Raw genomic sequence first — 16,473 nt, forward strand, 5'->3', positions numbered from 1 at the left:
CCGGCTTTTAAAGAGTATATGTGAGATATAGCAACCGATGAAGAATGAAAAAATATATATTTTAATTCCTACCTATAACAGGGCGCAACTTTTACTAGAAACCCTTGAATCCGTAAGAAATCAAACCTATTCTTTCTGGGAATGTATTATTGTGGACGATCATTCAAGTGACGATACTGTGGAGCAAGTTAGGAAGTATAGTGAAAGAGATAAACGTTTCAGCTGTTTTTTAAGAGCCGAAGATTATTGTAAAGGTCCCTCAGGTAGTCGCAACATGGCGCTGGATATAGCAAAGGAACGAAAGGCACAGTTTATCCAATTCTTTGACGATGATGATTTAATGCACCCGAAAAAACTAGAGCTGCAGGTGACTCTTTTTGTAAAGGATACCGACCTTGAGTTAAGTATTTGCAGGTATGAGCGGTTTTCTTCATCGGCAAAAATGGTCCCTATAGATCATATTGAATTAATAAATACTATTTCTCTGGCCGAAGATTTTCTATTTACAAGGCTCCGGCTAAACGTAGGAGGACCCTTATTCAGGGCAAAACTTTTCGAAGATGAGAGGTTTGATGAGAGTTTGCAGTATGGGGAGGAGAAGGAATTATTTTTAAGGATATTATTTAGATATCGACCAAAATCTCTTGTTTTGAATCAAACGTTGTTCTATTATCGCGCCCATGAAGTTTCCCTTACCAGGATTATGAATAGCAGGATACTCAAGCGAGGTTCTGAAATTGTTATTCATCAAAAAATATGGGATTACCTTGCTGAAAATGATTTATTAAATAATCAGGCAGCGGGTTTTCTCATAAGGCAGTTCTTGCTTGAAAATCATAGTAAAGAATATATCAATAAAGCTAATCGTTATATTTCTAAAGAGAGCAATTTTTCATTTTTTAGTAAATTGAGATTTAGAGTTTTGATCGGCTTTCATGAAATCTATAGCCGTATAATATATAAACTGCTGTTAATTAAAATTTAAATTATTTCTAGAAGCAACAATGGAAGACCCCAGTCCCAAAATTACTATTTTACTGGCTACCTTTAACAGGTCGGCTTTAGTTGGTGAGACTCTGGATTCGATCATTGCCCAGACTTATCATAACTGGGAATGTATTATCGTTGATGATCACTCTAAGGATAATACAGAAGTGGTAATTTCCAGTTATCTGGAAAAGGAATCCCGTTTTTCTTATTTCCGGAAAACTGAGAAATACAAACCCGGACTTTCCGGAACTCGTAATTATGGGCTGGATCTGGCTGCGAAACGGGGAGCAGGATTTATTCAATTTTTCGATGATGATGATATTATGCATCCACGAAAACTGGAACTTCAAATGGAACCATTCTTAAATAATCCCGAAATTGATTTAACACTCTGTCAATACAGAAAATTTCATAATAAAGAAACTATAGAATTTAATTTAGATAAAGCTGATGATGGTTTGTGCTCAGTTACCACAGATAATTTATTAAAATCTTTTTATCTAAATGAGATAGATTTAAATTCTTCCGGGCCTCTTTGGAAAGCTTATATTTTAAAAAATTATAGATTTTTAGAGGATTTATTTTACGCAGAAGAGAAAGAATTTTACTTGAGAGTATTTTATAAAGAAAAAATCAAATATGAGCCTATTAAATTAGTTCTTTTTTGGTATCGAAAGCATAATAAATCAATTACTAGTAATTTATATAGCGATCCTTCTATTAAATTAAATTCGGCAAAATTATTTGAAGAGAAATTTTTAAATATGGTTTTAGAAAAAAAAAATGCTCCATATTTTTTGCTTAAATCTTATACTGCAAAATTTATAAAAAATAAAAACCTTTTAGAATTAAAAAGAATTAGTGAATATATAAAAGAAAACTCTCATCCCATTAACTTTAAATACTGGATATTACTTATCTATATAAAACTCAAAAGTTTTGAAATTATCCGATAACTTAACAATAGTAATTCCCTATTACAAAAAGACATTTCTTGATTCTACATTATTGTCTCTGGAAAATCAAACCAGTCAGAACTTTAAAGTTTTTATTGGCGATGACGGAAGCCCTGAAGATCCTAGGTCAATAATTAATTCTTTTCAAGGTACTTTATCAATCTATTATAAAAAGTTTGAAAATAATCTTGGTTCCAATTCTTTAACTGCTCATTGGCATCGCTGTATAAACAATGCTCCCAAATCTCAATGGATAATGATTTTAGGAGATGATGATATGCTCTCTAAGAATTGTGTATCTAATTTTTATGAGAAAATCGATGAAGTTGATTTTAGAAAAATTAGAATAATTCGGTTTAGTAGTCAAATAATTGATGTGGAAAATAAAAAAATTTCAAAAGTTCATAAACATCAGTATATAGAAAATTCTACCAATTTTTTGTTCAATAAAATAACAGGGTCTGCAAGAAGTTCGTTGAGTGAATATATTTTTTATAGACCAAATTTAGAAAAAAAAGGATTTAAAAATTTTCCTTTAGCGTGGCATTCTGATGATCTAGCTTTAATCGAGTTTTCCAATTATGGAGATATACTTTCAATCGGAAATTCAAGGGTATATATAAGATCAAGTACTATAAATATATCTGGCAATAAGCGTTTTAGTAAAGAGAAGAATTTAGCATCTTATAAGTTTTATAAATATCTTTTTATAAATCACCAAGATATTTTAACTGCCCATAGAAAAGCAATATTAATTTCTAAATTAGAAAAGTGTGTACTTAATAATCGTAAGAATTTTTTTCTTATAACAGATATTTCGAGCCTTTTTCTCAAAAATGGAGATATCTGGCAATATTTAAAATTTTCGAAAAAATTCATTTTCAAAAGATGAGAAAAGGCGTCAATCCTGAAAAAAATAAAAACGAAATAAATCAGAAAAAATACCACCGCATTATTATTCCTGTTTATATCCCGGATATTGGGAGCGAATATTATGCAGGAAGTATTGATGTTCTGGAAAGATGCCTTAATTCTTTAAGCAAAACAATCAATCCTAAAACCACTGTAATTACAGTGGTTAATAATAATTGTGGGGGGGCTGCGACTACTCTTATAGAGAAGTTTTTAAAAGCTAAAAAGCTGGATAAACATGTTATACATGTTGAAAACAGGGGTAAAGTTTTTGTTGCCATAAGTGAGGCGAGAGGCAGTTTTGAGGAATTTATAACGATATGTGATGCCGATGTTTTATTTTTCAGTGGATGGGAAAAAGCTGTATTTGAAATTTTTGAAAATTATCCCCAGGCTGGAGTAGTATCCCCTGTGCCTTCCCAAAATCTCGCGCTTTACCATAACTCTTCGGTATTTTATGATAAGTTCCTTAATTCTATTCAGTATGGTAAAATTGTTCCTGATGAAGACTGCGAACTTTTTCTCCAAGGATTGGGAAACGAGGCCTTGCTCAGAAGAAATAATCATCCCTACGATTGGAAGGAAAAGCAATATTATCTTAACGGTAAATCCCCAGTTTTATTAGGGGCAAATCACTACGTGGCAACTTATCGGAAAGAAGTTTTAGAACATCAATCAGATTTTCCAAAAAATAAATTCAAAAAAGGCTATGAGGAAAATTTCCTTGATGAACCTGCTGATATTTTGGGGTATTACCGCCTTTCTACAGTTAATAGTTTTGCCTACCACATGGGAAATCGCATGGATGATGTCAGTGGAGACTTTTCTTTAAAACAGAATGCGCTAATTGAAAATGATTACTTTCACAGTATTCCAAAGGCTAAATCTTCCAAAATTCCTTATTCTATCAGAAAAAACTTTTTCAGGATACTACGAAAATTAAAGAAAATATAGATGAAAACCCTCCTTTGTTTTGGTACACGACCCGAAGCCATAAAAATGGCACCTGTTATTCGTGAACTTAAGAAGCAGAAAATTGCTTTTAAGGTTTGTGTAACGGCACAGCATCGGGAAATGCTGGATCAGGTTTTAGATTTTTTTGAAATCACTCCCGATTATGATCTTGATTTGATGAAAGCAGGCCAAACCCTTAATGGTTTAAGTGCATCTATTTTTATCGGGATGGATGAGGTATTAGATGATTGGTTGGGACTTCGACGCTTCGACAGGCTCAGCGAGACCGATGGAAATGGCCTTCGACAGGCTCATTCTCATAACATTGTGCTGGTGCATGGAGACACTACTACGGCTTGTATGATTGCGCAGGCAGCCTTTCATCGGCAGATAAAAGTGGGGCATGTGGAGGCGGGGTTACGTACTTACAATAAAACCTCTCCATTTCCCGAGGAGATCAATCGTCAGCTAATCAGTAGAATTGCAGATGTCCATTTTACTCCGACAAAGAAAGCAAGTGCAAATCTTTTAAAAGAGCAAATTTCAAAAGACCAAATTGTATTGACTGGAAATACGGTGATAGATGCACTACATTGGGCCGCGGGAAAACTGGCAGGGAAAAGCTTAAGTCAGGAAATTATAGAATTAGAAGCTTTATTGAGTATAGAAAAAAAGCTGATCCTCGTTACCGGGCACCGCCGGGAAAATTTTGGAGGAGGTTTGGAAGAAGTTGGAGAAGCGTTGCTCGAATTATCCTTAAATGATGATGTTGAAATAATTTATCCGGTGCACCTTAATCCAAAAGTAAAAGAGCCTGTTAACCATCTTTTGGGCGATAAAAAAAATATCCACCTTATCTCACCGGTCGCTTACCCAACAATGCTATGGCTGATGCAAAGGGCTGAAGTAATTATTTCGGATTCCGGCGGAATCCAGGAAGAAGCTCCTGCTTTTGGAAAACCTGTGCTGGTCACCCGTGAATATTCTGAGCGAATGGAAGGAGTGGAAGCAGGGTTTTCTGTGCTTGTAGGAACTAACAAACAAAAGATAATAGAGGAAACAATTCGTTTATTGCAGAATCCACCAGACCTGAATAAAAAGCCGAATCCTTATGGTGATGGTAAGGCTGCAGAGAGAATAGTAGAATTTCTGATTAAACAGGCTTCGATGTAAAAAGGCTTCGACACGCTCAGCTTGCCTATTGTGGGATCAAACTGATTTTTACCTCAGTCCCACTGAGCTTGTCGAAGTGTGGTGTGCGTGGTTCCAAACTGGATTCGATCGGCTCAGCCTGCCAATTTGGAGTACTGTTGAGTTCTCAGCGTCCCACTGAGTCTGTCGAATTGTTAATCTTTAATTCCTATATTTAAAAGATGAAGCTTTTCTTCGTATATATTGTACAATGTTCAGATGAATCATTCTATACCGGAGTGACCTCAAACCTTGAAAAAAGATTATATCAACATAATTCTGGGCATTACAAGGATGCTTACACATTTACAAGAAGACCAGTAAAACTAAAATGGTATGAACAATTTACAGATCCACACCAGGCATTCAAATTAGAAAAGCAATTAAAGGGCTGGAGTAGGAGAAAGAAAAAAGCCCTTATTGAAGAAAACTGGGAAAGATTAGTAGAATATTCTAAGAATTATACAGAACAAGGTAAGTCTTCGACAGGTTCCAGATCGCAGCCGAAGGACTCTGGCCAGCCGTTAAAATAGCATTCCCACAGATCTTGTCGAAGTGGGTGTGCGTGGTTCAGGCTTCGACAGGCTCAGCCTGACTATTACAGTGCCTCACTCCTGTTGAAGTGGTGCTTGTCCCTGTATTATCAAATACATATCTTTATCCCAAACCCAAAGCTGTTGCAATCTACTTCTCAAAAGAAAATCCTCATTGTTGCCGAATCTATTAATGTGGAGGACAGTAGCGGCTCCAAAGCCAACGTGGCATTAATACTGAATTTAAAGGATGCCGGATTTGAGGTGTTGGTATATCATTATACACGAAAGGAAATTCAGTTACCGGGAATACGATGTGTGGCTATCAAAGAAAAAAAGTTTAATCCGCTTTTCCTGTTAAGCCGGCTTCAGAGGAAACTTCAGCATAAACTCAAGGTAAACCTGGCGAAATATCTGGAACCGGTTTTTGGCTTCTCCTTTACATTTTTTAATGATGTAAAAAGTATAGCTTCAGCTTTAAGAAAGGAGAAAACTTTTGAACCGGATATTGTCCTGACCTTAAGCAAAGGAGCCAGTTTCCGACCGCACTATGCTTTGCTGAATACTCCAAAACTTCACAACAAATGGATGGCTTATATCCACGATCCCTATCCGTTTCACTATTATCCTGAACCTTACAACTGGAGCGAACCTGGCTATAAAAAGAAAATTGATTTTTTTCGCAATGTTTCGGAAAAGTGCAAGTGGACAGCCTTTCCCAGTGTACTGTTAAAGGAATGGATGAATTCTAAATTTCCGAAGTTAGAAGGAAAAGAAGTAATTCTTCCACATCAGCTTATTGAGGATGAAAATTCAGTAGAGTTACCTCATTTTTTTAATCCTAGAAAATTCACACTTCTACATGCGGGAAATCTAATGAAACAAAGATCTCCGTTTCATCTAATTAATGCATTTCAAAAATTCACTACAAAAATACCTGAGGCAAAAAAAGATGCGGAATTATTACTTATTGGTCAGTCTTCTTATCATCGGGAAAAACTTCATCAAGTGGCGAATCAAATTCCCCAGCTAAGGTTAAATGACTATTTAAATTATAAAACAGTTTTGGCTTTGCAGAAGAACGTGTCTGTAAATATCATTCTTGAATCCAAAGCAGAAATCAGTCCGTTTCTCCCCGGAAAATTCCCTCATTGTATTGAAGCTGCTAAGCCAATTTTACTCTTGGGACCAAGAAATAGCGAATCCTTTCGTTTATTAGGTGAAGAGTATCCTTACTGGTCGAAAGCTAACGACGAGGCTAAAATTCTTGATCTTCTAGAAAAATTATTTAATAGCTGGCTAGAAAATAATAAAATGATTAGCATGGAACGATCAGATCTTAAAGAATATCTCTCTTCACACCACTTAAAGAAGATTATGAATCAAATTATTTGAAAATGGAGATTTCAATTCTAATTGCCACAAGAAACCGTCTGCATGAGTTGAAAAAAACTTTAGCAACTTTATCAAAACTAATGGATAAGAAAGTCACCATAATAGTTTGTGATGATGCCTCTGAAGATGGTACTTATTGTTACGTCACTGATAAGTATCCTAATATTCATGTGGTTCAAAATGAAGTAAATAAAGGATACCTGTTTAACCGAAATTTACTGATGAACTTGGTGAAAACTGAATACGCTATTATTTTAGATGATGATGCCAATTTTTTAGGCAACGGTTACTTATCTGCAATTGCAGACCATTTTGAAAAAAAACCAAGCTGTGGAGTTATTGCCTTTAGAATATTTTGGGGAGCAGAAAAACCTTATTGCTACGCATCTGATGAAATAACTCAAAGAGTCCAGAGCTATGTAGGATGTGGGCATGCCTGGAGAATGAAGGCTTGGCATGACATACCAGATTATCAGGAGTGGTACAGGTTTTATGGTGAAGAAGAGTTCGCATCTTTACATTTACTGAAAAAACAGTGGAAGGTAGAATATCTTCCAGAGGTATTAATCCATCATAGAGTTAGCAACAAGGGCAGGAAGCTTGAAAATGATTATGTGGAAAGAATGAGAAGGTCCCTAAGTGCTGGTTGGTACAATTATTTAATATTTTATCCTGCCAATAATATTCCAAAACGATTTCTTGGATCCATCTGGAGTCAATTACGAAGAAAAATTCTTAAAGGGAATTTTTCAGCTCTTAAATCACTCCTACTTTCTTGCTTAGATATGTTGCGTAACCTGAGAAGGATTTTAAAGCAAAGAAAAGCATTGACTAAAGAAGAATTTCGAAAATATTCGGAACTTGCAAAAACAAAGATTTATTGGAATCCGCCATCGAAAAGCAGTAGCTGAACTGTTCGTTAAAGAAAAATCTAATTCATAAAATCAACTGGAACTGAAAACAATAGCCATAATACCAGCCCGTGGAGGCTCCAAAAGACTGCCGGGGAAAAATATTTTACCGCTAGATAGTATACCATTGATTGTTCATAGTATCAATTATGCTAGGGCAAATAATGATATTTTAGACCGCATAATTGTTTCTACAGATGATGCCAAAATAAAAGAAACTGCTATAAAAGAAGGAGTTGAGGTCATAGACCGCCCTGAAGACTTAAGCACAGATACCTCGAATACGAGCTCGGTTTTAAAGCACGTGCTTGAAACGATAAAAGAAGAGGTGGAAAATGTGCTTTTGTTACAGCCAACTAATCCCTTACGGCCACAGCGTCTAATGGCAGAAGCTTTTAAAGAATTTGAAGATGGGGATTATGACAGTCTGATGACTGTTACCCGGAGCTTTCAAAAGTTCGGAAAAATAGAAAACAACCGGTTTTTACCGTTCAATTATAAGCCGGGACAGCGCAGTCAGGATCTTGACCCGCTCTATTATGAAAACGGGTTGTTATATATTACGAAAGCATCTTTAATTTTAAATGAAAAAATATTAGGGAAAAATAATTTTCCGTTTATTGTGGATCATCCTTTTGCTGAAGTTGATATCGACCTTAAAAAAGATCTTGAATACGCCCAATTCCTGTTGGGAAGAAGAAAAAAGAAATCAGAATAAAATGAACCCATTTATAGAAATAGCAGGAAGAAAAATCGGTGCGGATTATCCACCTTTGGTCATTGCTGAAATCGGCATCAACCATGAAGGTTCTTTAGAAGTTGCGAAGGAGATGGTTGATGCGGCAAAGCGTGCAGGGGCCGAGATGGTAAAACATCAAACCCATATTGTGGAAGATGAAATGTCTTCAGCTGCAAAGAAGGTTATTCCGGGAAATGCAGATGTTTCCATCTACGAAATTATGGAACGTTGTGCTTTAAATGAAGCAGATGAGTTAAGTTTAAAGGAGTATGTGGAAGACAATGGAATGATTTTTATCTCTACTCCATTTTCAAGGGCAGCTGCCAACCTTCTGCAAAAATTTGATATTCCTGCTTTTAAAATTGGGAGTGGGGAATGCAATAATTATCCCCTGTTGGAACACATAGCATCTTTTGGAAAGCCGGTAATTTTAAGCACCGGCATGAACAGTATTTCCAGCGTGCAAAAAGCGGTCGCAATTTTTGATGCAGCAAATGTACCTGTAGCGCTATTACATACCACTAATTTATATCCAACTCCGGTTCACCTGGTAAGATTAGGTGCTATGACACAACTTCATGAAGCTTTCCCTGACAAAGTTTTTGGACTATCAGATCATACGCTGAACAACAATTCCTGTCTTGCGGCAGTAGCATTGGGGGCTTCCATCCTGGAAAGGCATTTTACCGATCACATGCGTCGAACAGGTCCTGATATCACCTGCAGTATGGATGAACAGGCTTGCCGTGAATTGATAAAGAATTCGGCGGAAATTGCAATCATGCGGGGAGGTGAAAAAAAACCGGCAGCAGAGGAAAAGGTAACTATAGATTTTGCTTTTGCCACCGTCTGTACCATTGCACCGGTCAAAAAAGGGGAAGTTTTGACAAAAGATAACATTTGGGTGAAACGGCCGGGCAGCGGTGAAATTCCTGCAGAAAAATTTAAAGAGCTTCTGGGGAAAAAAGCCGCCGCAGATATTGGTGATGATGTTCAATTAACCTGGAAAGATATTGCTGTTTCTTAGAAAGTAATTACACAAATAATGAAGAAAGTAGCTTTCTTAACTGGAACTCGTGCAGATTTTGGTAAAATAAAATCCCTGTTCCAAATTTTACAGGACCATCAGGATTTTGAAGCACATATTTTTGTTACAGGAATGCACCTCATAGAAAAGTATGGCTATACCCTCTATGAAATTGAAAAATGCAGGTTTAAGAATATCCATGAATTCAGTAATGAAACTTCTGAAGCTACAATGGATCTCACCTTGGCGAAAACCATAGAAGGTTTTTCTGCTTATGTAAAAGAACTGAAGCCGGATCTAATTGTCGTCCATGGGGATAGAGTGGAAGCACTTGCTGGGGCAATTGTAGGATCTTTAAATAATATCCTGGTGGCGCATATTGAAGGAGGGGAAGTTTCGGGTACTGTGGATGAACTTATCCGACATTCTATTAGTAAATTAAGCCACGTACATTTTGTCTCAAATGAAACTGCAGAAAACCGACTGCTGCAAATGGGAGAACTTAAAGAATCCATTTACAACATAGGCTCTCCCGATGTGGATATCATGTTTTCGGAAAATCTTTCAACTTTGGAAGAGGTGAAAAAGTATTATGAAATTCCTTTTCAGGAGTATGGAGTTGCCATGTTTCACCCTGTCACGACAGAATATGATAAGATGCCGGAATATGCAGAGAATTTTGTAAACGCCTTGTTGGCAGATGATATTAATTATGTGGTTGTTTATCCCAATAATGATTTGGGGAGTGAATTAATTTTAAAAGAATATGAACTCCTAAAGAATAATGACAGATTTAAAATTTTTCCCTCGATACGTTTTGAATACTTTTTGGTGCTTTTAAAAAATGCTCAATTCATAGTAGGTAATTCCAGTGCGGGTATTCGTGAAGCTCCTTACTATGGGATACCAACTATAAACATTGGTACGCGGCAGGAAAACAGGGCCTTGCATACTCATATTCTGAATACTTCTTACATGCAGGAAGATATCCTGAACGCATTAAAAACACCTCATCCTGCAATGGAATCTTATAAACCGGCTTTTGGAAACGGGAAGAGTGATGAAAAGTTCCTGGAGTCGCTAAGTTCATCAGAGTTTTGGAGTATTAACCATCAGAAGCAGTTTCGGGATATATAATATTCTCCCGTATCTTCATTAATTCCCTCGTAACAGAATAACTGTTGATTTCTTTTACTTTTGCAGTTAATCTATGTTTCTTTATATATGCGGAACAAGCAAAGTATGAATAAAACTCTGGGGCTGGTTATTACTGATGGTGTAGGCTACAGGAACTTTTATTTGAGCAATTTTCTCAACGAGGCAGCTGCACGATTTGAAAAAGTTATTATTTACTCCGGTTTGCCTGCGTCAGTATTTGATGCACATGAATCCGAAAATATAAAAATTGTAGAGTTACCGGTTTTTGTAGAGCCCTTTAAAACATGGTTCTGGCGAAAATTTAAAGAAGTGGCTCATTTGCAGTTACACAAAAAATTCTTCGGAATTAATGACAACTTAAAAGCAAATAAAAGCAGCAGTGCTTCAAACCGTGGAAAAGCTACGAGACTCATCTACTATCTGACACGCCACTTTCATTCTGAAAAGATTATAAGTTTTCTTGAAAAGAAACAACTGAGTTCCATCGCAAATCATCAGGTTTCCAGAGAATGTGTAGATTTTTTACAGAATGATCGTCCTGATTTTTTATTTTTTACACATCAACGTCCGCCTTATGTAATCCCATTAGTATATGCCGCAAATAAACTGAAGATCAAAACAGGTTCTTTTATTTTCAGTTGGGACAATCTCGCCTCCAAAGGTCGGATGGCAGCTCCTTTTGATTCCTTCCTGGTGTGGAGTGAATTGATGAAACAGGAATTACTGTACTTTTATCCCAAAACTTCCGGCCATGCAGTGAGAATAGTCGGAACTCCACAATTTGAACCTTATGTAATGCAGAGATATGAAGAGGGTAAACCGGAATTTTTTCAGAAGCACGGATTGTCATCAGATAAGAAAACGATCTGTTACAGTTGTGGGGATATTTCGACCAGCAGGAATGATGAACTTTATATTGAAATCATAGCTACTGCTATTGCAGAGGAAAAAATTTCTGAACCTGTAAACCTTTTAGTACGGACTTCCCCTGCGGAAGAGCCTGAAAGATTTAGTTTTCTAAAAGAAAAATTTCCTTTTATTCGGTGGAACTATCCCGAGTGGTTTATTTCGAGAAAAGATCACCCTGAGCCCTGGTCGCAGAGAGTGCCTTCAGAAAGTGATTTGGTGGATTTAAGAGGTGTTTTAAATTACTCCGATTTAAGTATAAATATGTGCTCCACGATGAGCCTGGATTTTATGTTGTTTGACAAACCTGTAATAAATCCGACCTTCGGCACAAAGGAAAATGATCTTTATGATGATCAAAAATATTTGAAGTACAGCCATTATGAGCGTGTGATGGAGAGCGGCGCAGTAGCAATTGTAAAAAATGAAGAGGAATTGCTTCGGGAAATCAATTTTAGCCTGAAAAATCCGAATACCCGACTTAAAGAACAAAAGGAATTACTCAAGATGCAAATAGGAAAGCCGCTGGAAGGAACCAGTGCAAGAATTGCTAAAGCTTTAAAAGAATTTTCAGGAACTTGAGCCACGGGAAACACATAGCGGTAATTTGCAACTACGAACTGAAACCTGATCGCATCGGTGGAATGGATCGCTTCTTTAAAGCTTATAATGAAGAGTTGCTTCAAAAAGGGCATAAACTGACCTGGTTTTTTTCCGGCGGAAGCAAATTTGATTTTTATTCAGGTTTTGAGCTTCATCTGGCAGGGCAGCAGGAATCTGTGGAGGCTTCTGCCCTAAATTATATAAGGATAAATGAAGGTTTCGATATTGTGGTCACGCATTTCCTGGCGCTTTGTACTTCCTTTTATAAACAGCTAAAAAGTAATAATCAGCCTTACATCATTGCAGTAGACCACAATCCGCGTCCGCTGCATGGCTTTCCATTAAAAAAACGAATAAAAAACAAGCTAAAGGGCAGGCTCTACTCCAATTATGTAGATTGTTTCGTGGGAGTCTCCCAATATACCGCAGATTGTATTATTCAGGATTACGGCAGTAACCTCACGAAGAAGACGAAGGTCGTTTATAATGGAATTGATACTTCTGTTTATTCAAAACGAACAGACGAGAACCTGGGAAAACTTATTGTGGCTTCACATTTAAGAGAGTCCAAAGGTATTCAGGATTTAATTGAAGCCGTCAGGATTTTACCCGAGCCTGTACGGAAATTGCTGAAAATTGACATTTTTGGGGAGGGACCTTTTGAAAAGGATTTAGAGAAAATGGTAGCGGCATACGATCTGCAGGAGCAGTTTAGCTTTAAGGGAAGCAGTCCGCACCTGCCGGAACTTTTCAGGAACTACTCTTATATGCTGCAACCTACCTACATGGAGTGTTTTAGTTTATCTATCCTGGAAAGCCTGGCGGCTAATGTGCCGGTGATTACCACTCCGGTAGGTGGAAATCAGGAAATTATTACTCATGGACAGAACGGATTTATATTTCAGGCCGGAAATATTAAGGAGTTGACAGAATTACTGCAGAATGTGATGACCGGAGAATTAAACATTTCTCAGGATCTGAACGAATTAATAGAAAGAGAGTATAATTTAGAACGAATGGTCGCAGATCACCTAAAGCTACTTCCATGCATATAGGTTTTTTAACTCCGGAATTTCCCCATTCAAAGGTGAATTCTTCCGCAGGGATCGGTACCAGTATCGGGAATATGGTCGTTGCATTGGCGGCGAAAGGAGTAGCAGTTTCCGTTTTTGTATATGGGCAGAAAGAGGGCGCTATATTTACTGAAGATGGTATCAGATTCCATTTGATCCGTCAACGGAAATATAAAGTGGGAGGCTGGTATCTGTACCGGAAATTTCTTCAGAATTACCTGAATAAATTCATTGCAATAGATAAAATAGAAGCCATTGAAGCACCCGATTGGACGGGAATTACTGCTTTTATGAAGCTGCGTTGTCCGCTGGTCATCAGGATGCATGGCAGCGATGCCTACTTCTGTACACTGGAAGGGCGGCCACAGAAGAAGAAAAATTTCTGGTTTGAAAAAGAAGCTTTAAGTAGTGCAGATCGGCTTTTATCGGTTAGTGAATTTACGGCAAAAAAAACTGCTGAGATTTTTAAACTGAAGAAAAGGATGGAGGTCATTCCTAATTCTGTGGATACTGATTATTTTAGTCCACCCTCCAAAGACACCGAGCCAGATACGCTACTTTACTTCGGAAGCCTTATCAGGAAAAAAGGAGTGCTGGAGCTGGCAGAGATTTTCAATAAAGTCGTGACGCAAAATCCTGAAGTTAAATTGTTGCTCCTGGGAAAGGATGTGCAGGATATCTTTAAAAACAGATCAACTTTGGAGCTTTTTCAGGAAAAACTTTCTCCGGAAGCTGAAAGACAGGTACGGCATATTCCCGGAGTGCCTTATGAAAAGATCAAAGAGTACATAGCTTCCGCTGCGGTAATTGTGCTGCCAAGTTTTGCCGAAGCCCTGCCAATGACCTGGCTGGAAGCCATGGCAATGGAGAAAGCCCTGGTCACATCAAATATTGGCTGGGCCAAAGAAGTAATGTTGGACGGAAAAACCGGATATACAGAAAATCCAGTCAGTCATTCCGCCTACGCTGAAAAAATCTTGATGTTACTAAACAACTCTGAACTGTCCAACCAGATGGGAAAGGCTGCAAGGAAGCAGGTGGTAAAGAACTTCTCCACCGAAGTAGTTGTGCAGCAGAATATAGAATTTTATAAGGAGGTTGTGGGGAGTTAAGTGGATGCAGTCATTGCGAGGTCGGAGGGTGACATAATCCCGCGCGCCCAATGCCTTAAAGTACTCGACATTGCGAGGCCGGAGGCCGACGCAATCTCACGAGGCATCCTCCAAACATGATGGTAACTTCCTCTACAACAGATTGCGTCCCTCCGTTGCACTCCGCTCGCAATGCCGGTGGGATCATGATTGTAATTGTCATTGCGAAGGAGCCAAAAAGGCGACTGAAGCAATCTCACGAGGCATCCTCCAAACAAGTTTGTAACTCCCTCCACAACAGATTGCGTCGCTCCACTGCGTTCCGCTCGCAATGGCAGGGAGAAGTAACTCACGGAGCTGGCTCCCTCTCCTTCGGAGAGGGCGGGGGGTGAGGATGGTTATTTTAAAAATATTACTTTTGAAGAAAATTAATGCTCCTTAATGATTTTCCTGATTCATAAAAATGGTGAAAACGTGGTTCGTGTTCTGAAAAATGAACAGGAAATAAAGGTGGAATCATCGGGTTGTGTGGCTGCTTTTTGGGAATTAGCAGAAAATTATCCCAATGAGGTTATTGGCTGGTGTGAGGAGGAATTGTATGAGTATTTGGTAAGGAAAAATTGGAATAAGATTTTCCACCACAACCTGATCATGGCTTCTTATGCAGTAAAAATAACGTTTCTTCCGGAAAGTATAGGGTATGTAGATCAATTGCCTTTTGTGAATGTGAACCGGCAGGTAAAATATCCCACCTGGCAAATGAGCAGTGATGTTGGTGGTATAAACGGAGAAGTGTTGTTGAGGTTTAAAGATCTATTCGGAAGTATTTCTAATTTTGATTACCTGCTGAATTCCGTAGCGAAAATCGGGCAGCAGAATGGTCTTTTTTGTTATAGCAACCCCGAATTAGTACAATCTTTTGAAAAACAGGAACTACAGGCTACAGCTACTAGTGGTCAGCTGTTTTCTTTTGTTTTTCAGAATTATAATAGCATCTGGACTACAATTTTATTCTGGTGTTTGTTTAAATATGAGCATAAACTTCCGCTGTGGGCTTATTTCCAGTCTTTTTTTAAAAAAAAGCATTTTCAAAGGAGAATAAATCTACCGGAAGTGCACCTGGAACATGAAGCAAGACAGATTTCCGATTCCATAGATGTTATCATTCCCACCATGGGACGGCCGCAGTATTTGCTGCAGGTGCTGGAGGATCTTAGCCACCAAAGCCTGCTTCCAAAAACGGCAATTATCGTGGAACAGAATCCGGAGGTAGGTTCTGTTTCAGCGTTACCGGAATTACATACCCGAAAATGGCCATTTCAGATCATCCATCACTTTATTCACAAGACCGGAGCCTGCAATGCCCGGAATATATCTTTGGCCGAAGTCACTTCGGACTGGGTATTTTTTGCAGATGATGATATTCGATTGAAGCCTGATTTATTGGAAGAAGTTATTTCCGAAGCAACAAGATATCACTTTTCAGCGGTTAATATAAATTGCAAACAACCCGGAGAAGAAACAGTTTTTCATAAAATAAAGCAATGGGGAAGTTTTGGTGCGGGGACGAGTATAGTGAAGAGCTCATTTGCAAAAAAGTGCAGATTTTCTGCTGTTTTTGAACATGGTTTTGGAGAGGATGCCGACTACGGAATGCAACTGCGGCAGGAGGGTTGTGATATCATTTATCATCCCAATCTCGAAATTCGGCATTTAAAAGCACCAATGGGAGGATTCCGGCAAAAGCCTGTGATGGACTGGGAGAAGGAAAAACTTCTGCCAAAACCTTCTCCTACAGTAATGGCTTTCGCAATTAAGTATTTTACACTGGAGCAAATAAGGGGATATAAAACTTCGCTGTTTATTAAGTTCTACCGGAACCAGCCAATCAAAAATCCTTTCGCTTATATAAAAAATATGCGGGAAAGATGGAACAAAAGCCACACCTGGGCAATGAAATTACTGAAGCAGGAAGCGTGAAATTGCCTCCTTTTATCCTTCATTGAAAATTGACAATTCAAAACTGTATATTTA

15 protein-coding genes are annotated in these 16,473 nt (G+C 37.9%); all 15 read left to right on the forward strand.

The features are described from left to right. The first annotated feature begins 37 nt into the window (after positions 1-37). The 15 genes from RM529_RS01780 (at position 38) to RM529_RS01850 (ending at position 16,419) form a co-directional block, all read left to right on the forward strand. Positions 38-985, forward strand: coding sequence for a glycosyltransferase family 2 protein (locus RM529_RS01780; protein WP_311483034.1), 948 nt, complete (start codon positions 38-40; stop codon positions 983-985). Between the two features lie 19 nt (positions 986-1,004). Further along, positions 1,005-1,946 (forward strand): glycosyltransferase family 2 protein, encoded by a 942-nt coding sequence (locus RM529_RS01785; protein WP_311483035.1) that lies wholly within the window; start codon positions 1,005-1,007, stop codon positions 1,944-1,946. Next, the gene (locus RM529_RS01790; protein WP_311483036.1) at positions 1,930-2,838 is read left to right on the forward strand and encodes a glycosyltransferase; all 909 of its coding nucleotides are present in this window, start codon (positions 1,930-1,932) and stop codon (positions 2,836-2,838) included. Before RM529_RS01785 ends, RM529_RS01790 begins: the two co-directional genes overlap by 17 nt. After that, entirely contained in the window at positions 2,835-3,812 is a 978-nt protein-coding gene (locus RM529_RS01795; RefSeq protein ID WP_311483037.1) for a glycosyltransferase family A protein, read from the forward strand. Before RM529_RS01790 ends, RM529_RS01795 begins: the two co-directional genes overlap by 4 nt. Then, a complete protein-coding gene (gene wecB / locus RM529_RS01800; RefSeq protein WP_311483038.1) occupies positions 3,813-4,985 on the forward strand; it encodes a non-hydrolyzing UDP-N-acetylglucosamine 2-epimerase in 1,173 nt (390 codons plus the stop codon). Positions 4,986-5,185: 200 nt separating this feature from the next. Further along, positions 5,186-5,536 carry a GIY-YIG nuclease family protein gene (locus RM529_RS01805; protein WP_311483039.1) on the forward strand — a complete coding sequence of 117 codons (351 nt, stop codon included), beginning with the start codon at positions 5,186-5,188 and terminating at the stop codon, positions 5,534-5,536. Positions 5,537-5,680: 144 nt separating this feature from the next. Further along, positions 5,681-6,931, forward strand: coding sequence for a UDP-glycosyltransferase (locus RM529_RS01810; protein WP_311483040.1), 1,251 nt, complete (start codon positions 5,681-5,683; stop codon positions 6,929-6,931). 2 nt (positions 6,932-6,933) lie between these two features. Beyond that, the gene (locus tag RM529_RS01815; RefSeq protein ID WP_311483041.1) at positions 6,934-7,842 is read left to right on the forward strand and encodes a glycosyltransferase family 2 protein; all 909 of its coding nucleotides are present in this window, start codon (positions 6,934-6,936) and stop codon (positions 7,840-7,842) included. A gap of 61 nt (positions 7,843-7,903) precedes the next feature. Beyond that, complete coding sequence (locus tag RM529_RS01820) at positions 7,904-8,560, forward strand: acylneuraminate cytidylyltransferase family protein (protein ID WP_311483101.1); 657 nt, start codon at positions 7,904-7,906, stop codon at positions 8,558-8,560. A 1-nt stretch (position 8,561) separates the two neighbouring features. Continuing rightward, positions 8,562-9,608, forward strand: a complete 1,047-nt coding sequence (locus tag RM529_RS01825) for an N-acetylneuraminate synthase family protein (protein WP_311483042.1) — start codon at positions 8,562-8,564, stop codon at positions 9,606-9,608. Positions 9,609-9,626: 18 nt separating this feature from the next. Further along, positions 9,627-10,745, forward strand: coding sequence for a UDP-N-acetylglucosamine 2-epimerase (neuC, locus tag RM529_RS01830; protein WP_311483043.1), 1,119 nt, complete (start codon positions 9,627-9,629; stop codon positions 10,743-10,745). 105 nt (positions 10,746-10,850) lie between these two features. Beyond that, positions 10,851-12,254 carry a hypothetical protein gene (locus RM529_RS01835; protein WP_311483044.1) on the forward strand — a complete coding sequence of 468 codons (1,404 nt, stop codon included), beginning with the start codon at positions 10,851-10,853 and terminating at the stop codon, positions 12,252-12,254. Continuing rightward, positions 12,251-13,330, forward strand: a complete 1,080-nt coding sequence (locus RM529_RS01840; RefSeq protein ID WP_311483045.1) for a glycosyltransferase family 4 protein — start codon at positions 12,251-12,253, stop codon at positions 13,328-13,330. Before RM529_RS01835 ends, RM529_RS01840 begins: the two co-directional genes overlap by 4 nt. After that, the gene (locus RM529_RS01845) at positions 13,321-14,460 is read left to right on the forward strand and encodes a glycosyltransferase family 4 protein (protein ID WP_311483046.1); all 1,140 of its coding nucleotides are present in this window, start codon (positions 13,321-13,323) and stop codon (positions 14,458-14,460) included. Before RM529_RS01840 ends, RM529_RS01845 begins: the two co-directional genes overlap by 10 nt. 420 nt (positions 14,461-14,880) lie before the next feature. Continuing rightward, positions 14,881-16,419: a glycosyltransferase family 2 protein gene (locus tag RM529_RS01850; RefSeq protein WP_311483047.1), complete on the forward strand. Its 1,539-nt coding sequence runs from the start codon at positions 14,881-14,883 to the stop codon at positions 16,417-16,419. The last annotated feature ends 54 nt before the right edge of the window (positions 16,420-16,473 follow it).

It is taken from the genome of Autumnicola edwardsiae (genome assembly GCF_031846505.1).
GTDB lineage: Bacteria > Bacteroidota > Bacteroidia > Flavobacteriales > Flavobacteriaceae > Autumnicola > Autumnicola edwardsiae.

Excerpts from the sequence above, each read along its gene's own strand:
- RM529_RS01780 (WP_311483034.1), top strand. The coding sequence starts at position 38 with ATGAAGAATGAAAAAATATATATTTTAATTCCTACCTATAACAGGGCG.
- RM529_RS01785 (WP_311483035.1), top strand. The coding sequence starts at position 1,005 with ATGGAAGACCCCAGTCCCAAAATTACTATTTTACTGGCTACCTTTAAC.
- RM529_RS01795 (WP_311483037.1), top strand. The coding sequence starts at position 2,835 with ATGAGAAAAGGCGTCAATCCTGAAAAAAATAAAAACGAAATAAATCAG.
- wecB (WP_311483038.1), top strand. The coding sequence starts at position 3,813 with ATGAAAACCCTCCTTTGTTTTGGTACACGACCCGAAGCCATAAAAATG.
- RM529_RS01805 (WP_311483039.1), top strand. The coding sequence starts at position 5,186 with ATGAAGCTTTTCTTCGTATATATTGTACAATGTTCAGATGAATCATTC.
- RM529_RS01815 (WP_311483041.1), top strand. The coding sequence starts at position 6,934 with ATGGAGATTTCAATTCTAATTGCCACAAGAAACCGTCTGCATGAGTTG.
- RM529_RS01825 (WP_311483042.1), top strand. The coding sequence starts at position 8,562 with ATGAACCCATTTATAGAAATAGCAGGAAGAAAAATCGGTGCGGATTAT.
- neuC (WP_311483043.1), top strand. The coding sequence starts at position 9,627 with ATGAAGAAAGTAGCTTTCTTAACTGGAACTCGTGCAGATTTTGGTAAA.
- RM529_RS01835 (WP_311483044.1), top strand. The coding sequence starts at position 10,851 with ATGAATAAAACTCTGGGGCTGGTTATTACTGATGGTGTAGGCTACAGG.
- RM529_RS01845 (WP_311483046.1), top strand. The coding sequence starts at position 13,321 with ATGCATATAGGTTTTTTAACTCCGGAATTTCCCCATTCAAAGGTGAAT.
- RM529_RS01850 (WP_311483047.1), top strand. The coding sequence starts at position 14,881 with ATGATTTTCCTGATTCATAAAAATGGTGAAAACGTGGTTCGTGTTCTG.